Source organism: Novosphingobium rhizosphaerae (assembly GCF_050920675.1).
Classification (GTDB): domain Bacteria; phylum Pseudomonadota; class Alphaproteobacteria; order Sphingomonadales; family Sphingomonadaceae; genus Novosphingobium; species Novosphingobium rhizosphaerae.
In genome coordinates, this window is record NZ_CP137861.1 from 3,937,982 (window position 1) to 3,953,746 (window position 15,765).

General features: G+C 65.9%; 16 protein-coding genes and 1 pseudogene. 3 read left to right on the plus strand and 14 right to left on the minus strand.

What is annotated here, in order from left to right; all coding sequences use genetic code 11:
* Position 1: 1 nt before the first annotated feature.
* Positions 2-403: pseudogene (locus R9J51_RS17710) on the plus strand (S41 family peptidase); the annotation flags it as partial.
* Between the two features lie 31 nt (positions 404-434).
* Positions 435-671, plus strand: a complete 237-nt coding sequence (locus R9J51_RS17715) for a hypothetical protein (protein WP_179504173.1) — start codon at positions 435-437, stop codon at positions 669-671.
* A 30-nt stretch (positions 672-701) separates the two neighbouring features.
* Here the strand turns inward: R9J51_RS17715 and R9J51_RS17720 are convergent, their stop codons facing one another.
* From R9J51_RS17720 to R9J51_RS17730, 3 genes are read right to left on the minus strand one after another with little or no spacing between them, the layout of a single operon-like run.
* Positions 702-2,201: an oligosaccharide flippase family protein gene (locus tag R9J51_RS17720; RefSeq protein WP_179505274.1), complete on the minus strand. Its 1,500-nt coding sequence runs from the start codon at positions 2,199-2,201 to the stop codon at positions 702-704.
* On the minus strand, positions 2,198-3,301 hold the full coding sequence (locus tag R9J51_RS17725) for a glycosyltransferase family 4 protein (protein WP_179505275.1): 1,104 nt from the start codon (positions 3,299-3,301) through the stop codon (positions 2,198-2,200). The genes R9J51_RS17720 and R9J51_RS17725 overlap by 4 nt, the downstream gene beginning before the upstream one ends.
* A gap of 4 nt (positions 3,302-3,305) precedes the next feature.
* Positions 3,306-4,175, minus strand: a complete 870-nt coding sequence (locus tag R9J51_RS17730) for a glycosyltransferase family 2 protein (RefSeq protein WP_168556946.1) — start codon at positions 4,173-4,175, stop codon at positions 3,306-3,308.
* Positions 4,176-4,935: 760 nt separating this feature from the next.
* On the opposite strand from R9J51_RS17730, the gene R9J51_RS17735 reads away from it, so the two are divergent.
* Entirely contained in the window at positions 4,936-5,082 is a 147-nt protein-coding gene (locus R9J51_RS17735) for a hypothetical protein (RefSeq protein ID WP_157088941.1), read from the plus strand.
* A 130-nt stretch (positions 5,083-5,212) separates the two neighbouring features.
* Here the strand turns inward: R9J51_RS17735 and R9J51_RS17740 are convergent, their stop codons facing one another.
* The 11 genes from R9J51_RS17740 to R9J51_RS17790 all read right to left on the minus strand — a co-directional run bounded on the left by R9J51_RS17740 (position 5,213) and on the right by R9J51_RS17790 (position 15,693).
* Complete coding sequence (locus tag R9J51_RS17740; protein WP_349237537.1) at positions 5,213-5,947, minus strand: sugar transferase; 735 nt, start codon at positions 5,945-5,947, stop codon at positions 5,213-5,215.
* A gap of 215 nt (positions 5,948-6,162) precedes the next feature.
* Positions 6,163-6,294 carry a hypothetical protein gene (locus tag R9J51_RS17745; RefSeq protein ID WP_282599595.1) on the minus strand — a complete coding sequence of 44 codons (132 nt, stop codon included), beginning with the start codon at positions 6,292-6,294 and terminating at the stop codon, positions 6,163-6,165.
* Between the two features lie 305 nt (positions 6,295-6,599).
* The gene (locus tag R9J51_RS17750) at positions 6,600-7,421 is read right to left on the minus strand and encodes an NUDIX domain-containing protein (protein WP_179505276.1); all 822 of its coding nucleotides are present in this window, start codon (positions 7,419-7,421) and stop codon (positions 6,600-6,602) included.
* A 332-nt stretch (positions 7,422-7,753) separates the two neighbouring features.
* The gene (grxD, locus tag R9J51_RS17755) at positions 7,754-8,077 is read right to left on the minus strand and encodes a Grx4 family monothiol glutaredoxin (protein ID WP_168556945.1); all 324 of its coding nucleotides are present in this window, start codon (positions 8,075-8,077) and stop codon (positions 7,754-7,756) included.
* A 24-nt stretch (positions 8,078-8,101) separates the two neighbouring features.
* The gene (locus R9J51_RS17760; RefSeq protein ID WP_168556944.1) at positions 8,102-8,335 is read right to left on the minus strand and encodes a BolA family protein; all 234 of its coding nucleotides are present in this window, start codon (positions 8,333-8,335) and stop codon (positions 8,102-8,104) included.
* On the minus strand, positions 8,335-8,658 hold the full coding sequence (locus R9J51_RS17765) for a DUF1476 domain-containing protein (protein ID WP_168556943.1): 324 nt from the start codon (positions 8,656-8,658) through the stop codon (positions 8,335-8,337). The genes R9J51_RS17760 and R9J51_RS17765 overlap by 1 nt, the downstream gene beginning before the upstream one ends.
* Before the next feature lie 80 nt (positions 8,659-8,738).
* Complete coding sequence (locus R9J51_RS17770) at positions 8,739-11,060, minus strand: prolyl oligopeptidase family serine peptidase (RefSeq protein ID WP_432787638.1); 2,322 nt, start codon at positions 11,058-11,060, stop codon at positions 8,739-8,741.
* 49 nt (positions 11,061-11,109) lie between these two features.
* Positions 11,110-13,281, minus strand: coding sequence for a prolyl oligopeptidase family serine peptidase (locus R9J51_RS17775; RefSeq protein ID WP_179505277.1), 2,172 nt, complete (start codon positions 13,279-13,281; stop codon positions 11,110-11,112).
* Positions 13,282-13,360: 79 nt separating this feature from the next.
* Positions 13,361-13,813 carry an RES family NAD+ phosphorylase gene (locus tag R9J51_RS17780; RefSeq protein WP_221240682.1) on the minus strand — a complete coding sequence of 151 codons (453 nt, stop codon included), beginning with the start codon at positions 13,811-13,813 and terminating at the stop codon, positions 13,361-13,363.
* Positions 13,814-13,935: 122 nt separating this feature from the next.
* The gene (rplQ, locus tag R9J51_RS17785) at positions 13,936-14,361 is read right to left on the minus strand and encodes a 50S ribosomal protein L17 (protein WP_168556940.1); all 426 of its coding nucleotides are present in this window, start codon (positions 14,359-14,361) and stop codon (positions 13,936-13,938) included.
* A 270-nt stretch (positions 14,362-14,631) separates the two neighbouring features.
* Positions 14,632-15,693, minus strand: coding sequence for a DNA-directed RNA polymerase subunit alpha (locus R9J51_RS17790; protein ID WP_168556939.1), 1,062 nt, complete (start codon positions 15,691-15,693; stop codon positions 14,632-14,634).
* Positions 15,694-15,765 lie beyond the last annotated feature (72 nt).

A 15,765-nucleotide genomic window follows, 5' to 3' on the forward strand; every position in this document is an offset into this window, starting at 1 on the left:
GATGTGGAATTCCAAGTGGGACTGGCGATCTTGGCTGGCCGATCGGCTGGATGACGCGGCGCGGACGCGTGGCCTAATCGTCGATATCCGTCGCAACGAAGGCGGAGACGATTGCGGCGATCCGATTCTGGCCCGCTTGATCGATCATGACGTGACAGGCTGGCCCTTCGCGAGCCGCGTGCGGTTTCGCACGGTGCCCGCCAGTCTGGCCGATCACGTTTCGACCTGGGACGACAGTTTCCGCCGGATCGGCGAAGGCGGCGCAGACCTGGGCCAAGGCTGGATCGCCCTGCCCAAGGGCCAGGCGCCGCAAGCGATCCGCCCCGATACCAAGCGCCTGCCCGTGCCCATTGCCGTCCTGATCGGCCCGGCCAACAGTTCGGCAACGTTCGGGTTTGCCTGCGCGGCGCGGGCCAGTGGCAAGGTGACGCTGTTTGGCGAGCCGACCGGGGGGCAACCAGCGCGGCATCAACGGGGGCGGCTTTTTCTTCACCCGCCTGCCGGGCAGCGGCATCGAATTCGACCTGCCGCTGATCGGCTATTTCCCTGCCACGCCACAACCCGATGGCGGCATTGCGCCCGATCATTTCGTGCCACAGACCGCCAGTTCGATCGTGCAGGGGAACGACCCCGTGATGGTCGCCGCCGCGGCTTGGCTGGGCAGAGCCTGAGCACGGGCAGACCCGGCCAACTGGCGCAGATCACCGCCCCAATGCGCCCAGGCCGGCGCGCAGGGGGCGGCGCACGGCGTGAAGCGACAGCCCCCAGCCAGCCAGGCCCATGGGCACGACGAGGCCCAGCGTTTGCCCCGGGAGCAAGTGCCAGTGCAGCGCCAGCAGGCGGCCGCCCCAGGCCAGGCCCAGCGTCGCCAGCGTGGGCCACAGGACGAGCAGCGCCAGATCACCCAGCGCCCCGCCATGAACCCGGCGCGCGCGCCAGGCTGCCACGGCAAGGGCCGCGGCCCAGCCCAGCGCGACCAGGGTGGTAGCAAAGGCGGCCGCAATCGGACCTTGGCTGGCAAGCGCCAAGGTAAGCACCGCCGTGGCGATGGCAGCAGCGGATTGAATCCACAGCACGCGGTTCTGCCGGTCTTCGATCACCAGCACGGACGAAGCGACAGCAATCGGCAGCGCCGCCATACGCGCCACGCAGAACACCGCGATGATCGGCCCCGCACCGACCCAGGCAGGCCCGAGCATGACGGGGGCAATCTCGTCAGACACCACGGCCAATCCGGCCAGGGCCGGCCAGCACAGCGCGCCGAACAGGCCCGACAGGCGCAGCCAGGCGCCATCGCCGGCGCCGCCCCGCGCTCGCTCTGCGGCAAGGCCCGTGGTGACGAGCAGGCCGGCGGGCTGCACGAACATGTCGGCCAGGGCCGAAACCACGCGGTTGCCGGCGCGATAGAGCCCCGATGCCGCCGGTGAGAACACCGCGCCGAGCAGCAGGTCGCCGCTGTAATTGGCGAGGAACCCAACCATGACGGAGCCATAGCGGCTCCACGACCAGGCCAGCACCTTGTGCGTCTCGCGCACAGATGGGCGCGGCAGCGGCGGCAGCACCAGCACGGCGCGATAGGCGACGATGAAGATCACCAGCCGCGCATAGACTTGCGCCACCAGCGCCCACAGCCCCCAGCCCAGCACCAGCAGGAGAGCAGCCCCCAGGCCGGCCGCAATTTCGGTCACGACAGTGATGGCATAGTAGCGGCGCACCAATTGTCCGCGCAGCAGCATCGCCTCTTCCCAGCCGGCGAGGGCGGCGAGAAGATTGGACGGCGCCAGGCAGAACAGCAGCAGCGCCACGCCAGGCCCACGAAACACGAAAGGTGCGGCAAGCCCGGCGCCGCACAGCAGCACGACCCAGCCCAGCGCCACGGCCAGGTTGGCAGCGAGCCCGGCGCTGGCCACCGCCGGCCCATCGGCCTGCGCCGCCTTGAGCACATATTCGAAGGGCCCGGTGTAAAGCATCGTGCGCGACAGGGTGAGCAGCGCGGCCGCAATCGCGAAGACCCCGAAATCGGCCGGCGCCAGCGTGCGCGTGGCAACGAGGGTGACACCCAGCAGCGCCAACTGGCTGCTGGCCCGCGCAGCCATGGCGATCACGGCGGTAAAGCTGCCGCCGCGCCACCAGCCACCTATCCGCCCCAGCAACGCGCGTGCGGGCGCTGGCAGTGTCGAACCGCCCAAGGCCCCGCTCACGCGGCGCATTCCATCAAAAGGTTGAGCAGGTTCCGCCCTGCCCCCACCCAGGTATAGCGGCCGGCCCGCGCCAGCCCGGCTGCCACCATGGTTGCCCGCGTGGCAGAGTCTTCCAGCGCACCGATCTGTTCGAGCCAGGCGGTGGGATCATCCGGATCGGCCATGAGCGCGGCCGCCCCGCACACTTCGGGTACGGCACCACAGGGGGCGGCGATAACCGGGCATCGGCAAAGCATCGCTTCGACCGGGGGCAGTCCGAACCCTTCGGTGCGCGAGGGGAACAGCAGCGCCTGCGCGCCTTCATACAGTGCGCGCAGCACGGCATCGTCGCACCCGCCGGCAAAGACCGCATCGGCCGGCGGCACCAGCCCGGCATTTTCCAGCGCGGCGCGGCCTGGCCCCACGATCACCAGGCGGCGCGGCGGCCAGCCCAGTCCCGCCGCATGCGCCTGCGCGGCGAGCGCCAGGGCATCGAACACCACCTTGTTGTTCTTGTAGGCCTTCACGCTGCCGAACATCAGCAGGTATTCGCCCGTGATCAGCCCCAGGCGCGCAAGGGCGCCGGCATCGGGGGCCATCTCCAGAATATGATCGGCACCGTTATGAAGGATTTCCACGCGTCCACCGCCGATCACGCCATATCCGGCAAGATCATGGCGCGAATAGTCCGACACGGTGAGCACCAGCTTGCTCGACCGCGCCATCAGCGGGGCCAGCAGGCGATAGCCCATGCGCTGGCGCCAGGGATAGGAGCAGTCCGGCCGGCAGAACTGGGCATCGTGCAGCATCGTCACCTTGGGGCGATGGAACACCGGCGCCAGGTTGGCGAGGTTGACGAGCAGGCTGCCCCGCGCCAGCGCCGGAAGCCGCCGCTGTTCCCAACTCTGGCTGGGGCCCTGGCCATCTTCCTCCACCCGGATCACGCGATAGGGTTCGGCCGCCGGGCAGCCGGCCGGCACGATCACCCGGACATCGGGCCGTGCCGCCATGGGCATATCGGCCAGCAGGCTGTCTACCTCGCGGATCAGGCGATCCGACACGCGCCAGACCCCGTTGTGCTTGCCCGCGCGGAATTTGCCGTTGAAGGCGATCGTGCGCACGAGGTCACATGCTTTCGATCTTGCGCGGATCGATCCGCCCGCGCAGCAGATCGACAAAGGCCAAGCCGTTGCCGCGCAGCCGGCCCAGCCGGTCCACATGCGGTTCGGGGAACAGCGCGCGCAGCAGGTTGGCCGCCACGTTGCGCCACAACAGCTTGCGCGCGAGGGCGCCAGGCATGGTGCCTTTGCGGCGCAAATAAACGATGTTGGCCACTTGCGAGTAGCCCAGCCGCCGGCCCGAGGTGCGCCCGCCCTTCACCCCCAGATGAACCCCGGAAACCAGGCCGGTGGAGACGAGCCGCCCGCGCCGCGACAGGCGCATGGTAAAATCGATGTCCTCCTGCCAACCATAGAGCGGCAGCGCCTCGTCAAAGCGCAACGCGCCGACATGGCCCATGCGCAAGGCCATGTTGCAGCCATAGAGCGCCTCGCGCGGGATGATCGCGGGATCGAGCAGCAGGGTTTGCGCGGCGATCATCGCCTGCGCCTGGGCAATGCCATAGCCGCCATGGCGCACGCCATCGCCCACCAGATTGCCGGTGATGCCCGCAACATCCGGGTGCGCCAGGAAAATCCGCTCAACCGCGGCAAGATAATCGGGGGAAGGGACGAAATCGTCGTCGAAGAACACGACCACATCGGCCCGCCCCTCCAGCAATTCGAGCGCACGGTTGCGCTGCCGACACAGGCCGCGCTCTGCCAGCGCCAGATCGGGCTGCATCACACTGTCCCCGATACCGGCAATGTCTGCGTCGGTCGCGCCGACAACCAGCACGCCATCGGGGCGGCGGGATTGCCCGGCAAGCAGGTCGATCGTCTCGCGCGCCAGGTTGGCGCGACCGACGGTGGCGATGGCAACATGGATTCGCAGCATGCTCTGCGTGGTCCCCCTTGGTGGATTTCCCCTATTGGTAGGGCGACATGCCGTGCGGTCCACGCAGGTTGGCTCCGTTACCGAGACACTATGCCCTGCGGATTCGCCCCTATCCCATGCGAGCCATCGGCCGCCGCCCCGCAATCCAGCGAAAAAATTGCATTTTTGCAGCGCAAAAAATGCCCATCAGGGATAGCCCGCCCCTCGACGGCCACAGTGCCAATTTGGCGCCTTCGCATGAGCAACATCTTGGGCTCGCGCGTTACGGCGCGCGCACACACGGCCGGACGCAAAAAAGCATCGTCCTGACGCAGAGAGCCTTTTGCCTCGACTCGCCGCGATCAGGCGGCATCAGCCTGACTTTGTTTCAACTTTATGGCAGTGTCGGCAGCTGTACCCCGCCCCCCGGCACCCTGCCCGATGGCTGCGCTGTCATACCACCATCAAGGTTGCAGTGCAGCACTAGCCATGTGCAATGCAACAAGAACCAGTCACACAGCAAGAATGGCGGAATCGTGCGATGCAATAGTCCACCTGTTGCATCGCAATCGTGCGCAAAAACGGTGGTATTCACGGGTTTACAACTATCCTGCGCTATGAAAAGCGTGTGTCAGACGGTTGAGCGGAAGACGGCAAAGCCCTTATTCCCCAGCCGGACAAGCAGGAGCACAGCGGGAACAAGCTAGCCCTGTGACGCGTTGGAAATGGTGAAGCGGCCACTGCCGCCAAGGCCAAAAACACTGGTTACAAGGGTTGCAGGATGTCCACTCAGTCTTTCCGTGAAGATGGTTTCGTCTCGTTCCACGATGCCCCCGCTGGCGAAGGCACTGCCGCCGCCAAGGGACTTCTGATCGGCCTGGCGTTGAGCCAGGTGTTCTGGATCGGACTGGCGCTCCTCATCTTTTAAAACATAACGAATGCCGGGTTTTCGGCTCGGTCCATTTACCTGCGCGAGACGGGAGAAGCGTGGCGACCGCGCTTCTCCCGTTGGCGTTTCAAGGTCCGTTCGCTGGCAAAAGCAGGGCTTGCCGTCCAGTTCAGTAAGCCCCGCGTGCAAGAATGACACTGGGCACGGTCAACAGCAGGATGCGGAAGTAGAGCCGCAAGGACCGCGCGCGGCGATAAAGCAGATCGCAGGCAACCCGCCGACGATACGTGGTATCGTGGCGCCGCGCCACCTGCCAAAGCCCGGTAACGCCGGGGCGCACCGCGCAATAAGCAGCGAAATGGCGTCCATACCGAGCGACTTCGGCGTCGACGATCGGACGTGGCCCCACCAGGCTCATGTCGCCGCGCAGAACGTTGATCAACTGGGGCAGTTCATCCAGGCTGCTTTTGCGCAGCAGCCGGCCCACCGCCGTGATGCGCGGGTCCTTTTGCAACTTGTGCGTTGCTTCCCACTCCGCACGGGCGGCGGCATCGGTGGCCAGCACATGGCGCAGGCGGGCGTCGGCATCCACGCACATCGAGCGGAACTTGAGGCAGGCAAAGTGGCGCCCGCCAGCCCCGACGCGGCGGTGGCGAAACAGGATCGGTCCGCCGTCAGAGAGCCGCACCAAAGTGGCGATGGCCAGCATCAATGGCAAAAAGACCAGCAGCGCGCAGAACGCCACGGTCACGTCGATAGCGCGAATCCAGGCCTCGGCGCTGTCTGCGCCGGGCATGGTGCGCGGGTGCCGCCAGCGGGTGCCGGTGGCCCGCAGCGCTGCCACCGGCGGGGCAGAGGCCGATGCACCGATCGCCGGTGCGGCAAGGTCTGGCGCAGCAGCCATGACCGGCCCATTCCACCCGCCAGCCGCCAGATTGCGAGCGACATCATTGCGCGCCGCGAGATTGTGCTGATGATTCACCGTTGCTGGTCCCCACATCGGGCGGTGCCGTGATCGCGGCACCCGTTGTGAGGCGATGATAGGAACAGCCCGTTGACCCCGTCAGCGAGCGATACAGCCGAGATGGTTCGTTAGCTGACGCCCAAACGGCGAATCAGCTAACCCAGGCGCAGCGCGCCCCAGATGATCAAACCCCATGCCAGCGCCGACGATCCGCCGATGATGGCAACGCGCAGCCACAGCGGATAAAGCGCCTCGACATGGGCAGGCGCGGCTGTGGCGAGCGGCAACAGTTCCTGCTGCAGCGCATGAACTGGCGAAAAAACAGGATCTTCCGTGCCAGACGCGAGTCTTGGTGCTGGGGCGGCATCGGGGCGTGGCGCATCAACAGGATAGGATGGCTTGGGTTGGGCAACGGGCATCGGGCAATACCTCCACCCGGGTTTTACGCCCGCCCGCTTACCGCGTTCTACGGCCAGCCATCGGGGCCTATACGTATTGCCCTCAGGAACATTGCTTATCCGATCTGGCGATTTGCCACCCGCGGATATTCTCGAATGTGGATGCAAGTGCACCTACCACGGGATGGGCGGGTTCAGGCGCGATGCGCCTCGGCCAGCGGCTCGCCCAGCACGGGATAGCCGTAGCCGTCGGGAATGGTCAGCCAGGGAACGCCATCGCGCAGCACCGTGCCCGGAATGATCGGCGCGATCGGAAACGCGGCGGCATGGGCCCGTGCGGCGGCAAAATCGGCGCATTGCGCCAGCCGTTCCAGGTTGCGGCGGGTGGGAAAGATCAGATGCAGCGCACCACGTTCGGCCGCGTCCAGCGCCTCGTGGGCAGAAGACCAGAACAAGTGGCGATTTTCCGTGTTGTCCACTGCCAGATCCACGGCCCCGCTGCCAAGGTCAGCCAGATAGAACCGCGTGTCGAACACCCTCCCCGGCTTTCCACGCGGCCACCAGCGGGCCCAAGGGACCAAGGCGCCCAGATCCGGCCGCCACCCGAAATGATCGAGCACCGGGCCCATCCGCCCGGTTTCCGCGAGCATCGCCCGCGCCGCGACCGCGGCCGTGGCATCGCGCGGCGCGGCATCCGGCCGCGCCGAGGCCATGCCCACCAGCAGGCCGGTTTCCTCCAACGTTTCGCGCAGGGCAGCCAGGCGAGCGGCAGCATCATCCTCGTCAAGGCCCTGAACCCAGGCAGGACGCGCCGCGGCCAGCGCCTTGTCAGCCTGATCGACCTTGCCGCCAGGAAAGACCGTAGCCCCGCCGGCAAAGCGCAATTGTGCCGATCGCTCTACCAGCAGGATCTGCGAAGCTTGGCCGGGCACCCCCTTGCGAAACACGATCAGCGTGGCCGCAGGCTCGGCCTGTTCGCCCGGCAGGGCAGCAGGTGGGGAAAGCGGATCGGCCATCGCGGCACCATGCTTTGCCAGGCGCCCCTTGCCAAGAGGGGGGAGATGTCGGCCAATTTTACAGTTCGCGTAACCCGGCAACCCTGCCCGAGGCGTTCTTGCCCGAAGAATTCGGCAATTTGCAAAACTGGCACGGTCCGTGCTTAGTCTTGGATACCCCGAAGACTTCTTCTTCGTGAGGCGGAGCCGGCAACCCCAAGTCTCCCCGGCTCCGCCTCCCCCGGGGTTCAACACATTCAGCAGACACAAAAAAACGCGGCCTCCCCGTGGGAAACCGCGTTTTGGGACGGGCCCTGTCCGCCCGGCAATCGCTTGCCAGGGCGGCAGCCGGGTCAGGCCGGCTTGACTTCGGCCTCTTCCATCAACTGGGCGAGTTCGCCGGCTTCGTACATCTCGGTCATGATGTCAGAACCGCCGACGAATTCGCCCTTCACATAGAGCTGCGGAATGGTCGGCCAATCGGAATAGGACTTGATGCCCTGGCGGATGTCCATGTCCTGCAAGACATCGACGCTGGCATATTCGACGCCCAGGCGTTCGAGGATCGCCACGGCCCGGCTGGAAAACCCGCACTGCGGAAACAGCGGCGTGCCCTTCATGAACAGGACAACATCGTTGCCCTTGACGATTTCGTCGATGCGCTGCTCGGTAGACATGGTGGGATCGGTTCCTTTCGCGCCTTATTTGGGGGCGGCGGTGGTCAGTTGCAAGGCATGAAGCACGCCGCCCATGCGGCCGCCCAGCGCGGCATAGACCGCCTTGTGCTGGGCCACGCGGCTCATCCCGGCAAAGCTGGCGGAAACGACGTGAGCGGCAAAGTGATCGCCGTCCCCGGCAAGGTCGGTGATCGTCACCTGCGCATCGGGCAGCGCGGCGCGGATCATCGTCTCGATTTCGGCAGCGGCCATTGCCATCAGACTTCGCCCATCAACTGGCGGCGCGCGTCGATCGACTTGGCATCCATCGCGGCGCGGATTTCAGCCTCGGTGCTATCCACCCCGGCGGCGATCAGATCACCCAGCAACTTGCGTACGACGTCTTCGTCGCCGGTTTCCTCGAAATCGGCCTGGACCACCGCCTTGGCATAGGCTTCCGCTTCGGCCTGGGTCAGCTTCATGCGCTCGGCCGCCCACTGGCCCAGCAAGCGATTGCGGCGGGCATGGATGCGGAACAGCATTTCCTCGTCGTGGGCGAACTTGGCTTCGAACGCGCGCTCGCGATCATCGAACATGGTCATAGTGGTCGATCCCGTTGGTGGTCCCGCCATTGCGGATAGTGAGCCACTGCCCGGCCTGCAAGGAGAACATAGGGTGGAACCTAGGGGGCGGGTGGCGGCGCATCAAGCCCGGTATAGGCCGCTAGGAAGGCCAGGACATCGGCGCCACCGGCGATCACCTTGTCCACGCTCTTGCCCCCGCCATGGCCGGCGCCCTGTTCCACGCGCAAGAGACGGGGGCGCGTGCCGATGTCAGCCGCCTGCAACGCGGCAACGTACTTGAAGCTGTGCGCGGGCACGACGCGATCGTCGGTATCGGCGGTGGTGACCAGGATGGCCGGATAGCGCGCGCCGTCGCGGATGTTGTGATAGGGCGAATAGGCGCGCAGCACCTGCCAATCGGCCGCACGTGCCGGATCGCCGTAATCGTCCACCCAGAACCGGCCGGCGGTGAACCGATCGAAGCGCAGCATGTCCATCACGCCCACATCGGGGTTGGCGGCGGCAAACAGGTCGGGCCGCTGGTTGACCACGGCGCCCACCAGCAAACCGCCATTGGAACTGCCCTGGATGGCAAGCCCGCCCTTGGGCGTCACGCCCTGGGCAATGAGATATTCGCCAGCGGCAATGAAATCGTCGAAGCTGTTCTGCTTGGCCGCAAGGCGGCCGCCATCGTGCCAGGCCTGGCCGAATTCGCCCCCGCCGCGAATGTTGGCAAGGGCAAAGGCGCCGCCCGCGGCCAGCCAGGCCATGCGCACCGGCGACCATCCGGGGGTAAGCGCCACGTCGAAACCGCCATAGCCATAGAGCAGCGTGGGCAAGGCCTGCCCGGCCTGGGCCGCGCGGCGGCTGCGCACGAGATAGAGCGGCACCATCGTGCCGTCCTTGGAGCGATAGCGGCGTTGCTCCACCACATAGTCTGCCGGGTCGAACGAAAGGCGCGGCTGGGCAAAAGGCGTGGCCGCGCCGGTCTTGAGATCGAGGCGAAAGATCGTGGGCGGCAGGTTGAAACTGGAGAATTGGTAGAACGTCTCGCTGTCACCCGGCTTGCCGGCAAAGCCCGAGGCCACGCCGATGCCGTTGAGCGTGATCGCGCGCGCCGGCTTGCCCTTTAGATCGGTAACGACCGCGGTGGTCGCGCCATCATGCTGGTAGGACAGGATCAGCCGATCGCCCACCACATTGCCGCCCGCCAGCGTCTGGCGACGTTCCGGGACCACCACGCGCCACCGCGCCGCCGCGCCACCCAGATCGAGTTCCGCGACCATGCCATTGGCCGCGCCCGAGGTGGTGATGAACCACAGGCGATCGCCCAGCCCTTCGACCACTTTCCATTCGTGATCGAAATTGTCCACCAACGGCAGGACCTGCCATTGCCCGTTGCGCCAGGCACCGCCGCGCAGATCCACCAGATGGACCATGCGCCGCGCATCGGTGCTTGCCTCGGTGGTGATCACCGCCCAGCGCCCATCCGAGGTGACGAAAGCCTTGTGGCCCCATTCGGGATGATCGGGCGTGGCAAACACCAGTTCGTCGGCCGATTGGGGCGTGCCCACGCGGTGGAACCACACCGCCTTGCCCGAAAGCACCGCGCGATAGGCCTGGCCCTGCGCCGGAGCGGGATAGCGCGAATAGAGGAAGCCTTCGTCCCCCAGCCACCCGATCAGCGTGTCGTTTGCCCATTCCAGGGCATCGTCGAGCACCTGCCCGCTGCGGGCATCGACAACGCCCAGCGTGCGCCAATCGCTGCCATCGCGCTGGCGACCAAAAGCCAGGAACCGCCCGCTCCGCGATGGCACCCACAGGTCCAGCGCCTGGCTGCCATCGGCTGACCACGCATTGGGATCGAGCAAGAGGCGCGGCGTGCCGCTTTGCCCTTCCTGTACATAAAGCGCCGACTGATTCTGCAAGCCGGTGTTGCGCAGATAGAAATAGCTGCGCCCCGCCTTGCGCGGCAGCGACACGCGCGGATAATCGAACAGGTTGCGGATGCGCGCGGCAAAGGCATCGCGGCCGGGCAGGCTCTTGAGAAATTGTGTCGTCAGGCTGTTTTCGCGCGCCACCCAGTCGGCCACGTCAGGACTGGTGCGCAAGTCGGCTTCCAGCCAGCGCCAGGGATCGGCCACGGCCTGGCCGAACGGCTTTTCCACCACGCCATCGCGCCGCGCAAAGGGATAGGCCGTGCGTGGCAGAACAAGGCCGGTGACCGGTGCCACCGTGGGTGCCCCGGCAATGCCCGTACTGGAAAGCGCGCCCCCGCCGCCGTGTGTCACATCGACTGCAACATCGACGGCCGCATCGGGCGCAGGCGCAGGAACGGGTGCGGCGGCGGCATGTCCGTCATCCGCCCCCCAGCCCGCCATCGACGCCGCCAGCGTTCCCGCCAGCAGCGCCGCGCGCCATCCTGTCCCAAACCTTGTCATTGTTCGCAATGCTCTAGCACCGGCGCGGGGCCGGCGCCAGAGCGGCCCTTCACGGGCGCGGCGTTAATCCCGTGAAATGCGCGAGGAACGCCTGGACGTCGGCGGTTTCCTCGATCTGCTTGTCGATCGGCTTGCCCGACCCATGCCCGGCGCGGGTTTCGATGCGGATCAGGTGTGGCTTGGGCCCGATAGCCGCCGCTTGCAACGCGGCGGCATACTTGAAGCTGTGCCCGGGCACCACGCGATCGTCCGTATCGGCCGTGGTGATCAGGATCGCGGGATAGTCCACGCCGGCGCGGATGTTGTGGTAAGGCGAATAAGCGCGCAGCACGCGCCAATCGGCTTCCTTTTCGGGATAGCCATAGTCATCCACCCAATAGCGGCCAGCGGTGAACTGGTCGAACCGCAGCATGTCCATCACGCCCACCGCCGGGCTGGCGGCGGCGAACAGATCGGGCCGCTGGTTGGTCACGGCACCGACCAGCAGGCCGCCGTTAGAGCCACCTTCGATGGCCAGGCCGTGGCGCGGGGTCACGCCCTTGGCGATCAGGTATTCGCCAGCGGCGATGAAATCATCGAACACATTCTGCTTCTTGTCGCGCCGCCCGGCATCGTGCCACGCATCGCCGTATTCGCCGCCACCGCGCAAGTTGGCCAGTGCAAAGGCCCCGCCGCTGTCGATCCAGGTCATGAACGCGGCCGAAAACCACGGCGTGAGCGCAATGTTGAAGCCGCCATAGCCATAGAGCAGCGTGGGCAGCGGCCCGGTGGCATCCTTGCGGCGCACGATGAACATCGGCACCTTGGTGCCATCCTTGCTGGGATAGAACACCTGCTCGACGCGGAAATCGGCCGGGTTGAACGTCAGGTGCACCGGCTCCCACGGGCTGGTCTGCGCCGTAGCCGGGTCTAGCCGCAGCACGGTGCCCGGCTGGGTGAAGCTGCTGAACGAAAGGAACGCCACTTTGTCGCCAGGGCGGCCGCTCAGCCCCGCCGCACTGCCGATTCCCGGCAGAGTGACGGCACCGGCCGGCTTGCCATCCAGATCGAACGCCAGCACCTGGCTCTTGGCATCGTGGATATAGCTGGCAAAGATGCGGTCGCCGGCAATGCCCACCGATTCAAGGTTATCCTTGCTTTCGGCCACGATCGTTTCGAAACGCGGCGCGCCGCCGGCCAGATCGACACGCACAATCTTCTTCAACGGCGCGCCATCACCCGAAACGAACCACAGCTTGTCGCCCACGCCGTCGACGAAATCCCATTGCGCCTTGAGATCGGGCACCAGGGCGATGACCGGGCCGATCTTGCCATCCGTGACGCGCGCCACATGGACGGTGTTGACCGGATCGGTCCCTTCGCTGCTGGTGATCACCACCCAGCGCCCGTCGCTCGAAACGCTGGCGCCGTGGCCGCGCTTGGGCAGGTCGGGCGTGGCAAACACCGGCTGGTCGGCGCTCTGCGGCGTGCCCAGGCGATGGAGCCACACGGTCTGGTTGTAGTTGAGCGCCTGGAACGCCTGGCCTTCCTTGGGTTCGGCAAAGCGGGAATAGAGCAGCGCATCGTTGCCCAGCCAGGCCAGTCCCGAGAATTTCACCCACTTGAGTTCGTCAGCCAGCGGCTTGCCATCGGCAACACCGACGAACTTGACCGTGCGCCAGTCCGAACCGCCATCCTGCACCGAATAGGCCAGCAAGCGGCCGTCGTCGGAAGGCGCCCAGGCATCGAGCGCGGTGGCGCCATCCTTGGCCCAGAGATTGGGATCGAGCAACACGCGGCCTTTGGTGCCCACGGCAGCGTCGGCGGGGCGCACCAGCAATTGCGACTGGTTCATCAGTCCGCTGTTCCAGGTGTAGAACACCGTCCCGCCGCGCTGCACCGGCAAGCCGAACCGCTCATAGTCGATCAGCGCCTTCATCCGCTTTTCCAGCGCTGCCCGCTCGGGCAGCTGCTTGAGATAGGCGGCGGTATAGGCGCTTTGCGCCTGAACCCAGGCGGCCACCTTGGCATCGGTGCGCACGTCGGCCTCAAGCCAGCGCCAGGGGTCCGACACCTTCTCTCCGAAATGGCTTTCCACCAGCGGCACTTGCGGGCTGGCAGGATAGGGCGGCAGTGGCGGCATGGCCTGGTCCTTGGCAAAAGCGGGCAGAGTGGCGGCAAGGGCGAGCGGCGCAGCAAGCGCAAGCCGGGCAACAGGGGCCAGCCACAGGTGGTTCTTCATCGCGGCATCCTGACAGACGGGGTGGTTACGCAGGAAACTAGCGCCGGATCGATGCCGCGCAACACGGCGTTTGCAAAAGTCAGGAATATTGTTCGAGCATCGGTGGGCGATGCAGGCACTGATCAAAGCGGAACGGCCGCACCGTGAGCGGCGGCACCACTGCGGCCGCTGGGTGGCCGGCATTCATCAGCACCACGTCGGCCTCGGGCAGGACGGCCGAGCGCACAGCGACAAGCAGCGATCGCCCGCTGCGTGCCCAGGCATCGACCCATGCGGTCGTCTCCACACGATCCAGCCCGTCGGGCACCCTTTCCGGCACGGCATCGCTCTGCGTCCAGCCCAGTTCGAACGGCTCTTCGCAAACGTCGGGTGGCCCGACAAGGTAGCGCATCTGCACCAGCACGGCGAGGCCGGCCTCGCTCGCGAAGTGCACGATCGGCTGGCCTGGCGAACAATAGCGCCCGCCAAACCGCCGCGCCCCTGCCCCGTCCAGCGCTCGCTGACCCGCTCTTGCCAATCGCCACAAGATCATGCGCCTTGCTACCGCGCACGTGCGCAGCCGGCAACGGCATGGCCAACGAAAAACGGGCGGCGGCCTTGCGGCCCCGCCCGTTATCCGGTTCGTCCGATCTTGGGGCTTTCACCCCGATGCGATCAGGCGTTTTCGAGTTCGTCTTCGTCGGCGGTCAGCACCGGACCCGAATCGAGGCCCTTGGCCGAGGTGTCGCGGTCCACCAGTTCGATCACGGCGATCGGCGCGGCGTCCGAAGCGCGGTAGCCGGCCTTGATGATGCGGGTGTAGCCACCTTCACGGTCGGCATAGCGAGCAGCCAGCACTTCGAACAGCTTCTGTTCCTGCGCATCGTCGAGCAGACGAGCGTGGGCCAGACGGCGGTTCGAAAGGCCACCGTGCTTGGCCAGCGTGATCAGCTTTTCGACGTAGGGACGCAGTTCCTTCGCCTTGGGCAGAGTGGTGGTGATCTGCTCGTGCTTGATCAGCGCGGCGGCCAGGTTGCGCAGCAGCGCAATACGGTGCGACGAGGTACGACCCAGCTTACGCTGGCCCAGCTTATGACGCATAACTCATTCTCCGTTCGTAGGGGGGCCGTGCGAGGTACCCCGATCCAGGCCGGCTTGAGGGGCGGCCCGTGCCCTGTTGCCACTGCCAAAGCAGAGGCGAATTTATTGCAAGGTTGCAGCGTTGTGCTGCGGCCAGGCCGACACGGGAGTTAATCCCGTGTCGTCAGACGGCCCTGCGGGCCGCTGGCCGGGCAGGCCGCTGATCCTTGTCCAGGCTACCGTTTTGCGATGCAAAACGTCGCCTGCCCAAGGGCGGCCGCTTTTGGGCTATCAGCCCAAAAGCTCCTGCTCCAGCTTCTTGGCCATTTCCTCGATGTTTTCCGGCGGCCAGCCAGGGATGTCCATGCCGAGGCGCAGGCCCATCGACGAGAGCACTTCCTTGATCTCGTTGAGCGACTTGCGGCCGAAGTTCGGCGTGCGGAGCATCTCGGCCTCGGTCTTCTGGACCAGGTCGCCGATGTAGATGATGTTGTCGTTCTTGAGGCAGTTGGCCGAACGCACCGACAGTTCCAGTTCGTCCACCTTCTTGAGAAGGTAGCGGTTGAGCTGGTTGGCGTCGCTTTCTTCCGGCGCATGGGCGGCAACACCGGCCAGCGACGGCACGTGGCCGGTGGGAACCTGGTCGTCGAAGTGGACGAACAGGGCCAGCTGGTCCTGAAGAATGCGCGCGGCATAGGCCACGGCGTCTTCCGGCGTCACCGTGCCATCGGTTTCCACCGAAAGGCTCAGCTTGTCGTAGTCCAACTCCTGGCCGATACGCGCGTTGTCCACCTTGTAGGAGACCTGGCGCACGGGCGAATAGAGCGAGTCGACCGGGATGAGGCCGATGGGGGCATCGACCGGACGGTTCGACACGGCGGGGACATAGCCCTTGCCGGTGTCGCAGGTGAGTTCCATGTTGAAGGTCGCGCCTTCATCCAGGTGGCAGATCACCAGGTCCTTGTTCATCACCTCGATGTCACCGGTCACGGCGATGTCGCCGGCCTTGACTTCGCCAGGCCCGATCGCGGAAAGCTGAAGACGCTTGGGGCCTTCGCCCTGCATCTTGAGCGCGATCTGCTTGACGTTGAGCACGATGTCGGTGACGTCTTCGCGCACGCCGGCGAGCGACGAGAATTCATGCAGCACGTTCTCGATCTTGATCGACGTGACCGCAGCCCCCTGAAGCGAAGAGAGCAGCACCCGGCGCAGCGCGTTGCCGAGGGTAAGACCAAAGCCACGCTCAAGCGGTTCGGCAACGAAAGTCGCGCGACGCTTCGGATCGTGGCCGGGCTTGATTTCGAGATTGTTGGGCTTCTTCAGTTCCTGCCAGTTCTTGATGTTGACAGTCATGGAATTCCCCTAGGGTTTTTCGAGAGCGCCGGCAGTCGGCCAGAAGGGCGCCGCAACCGGTCAAGATATTGG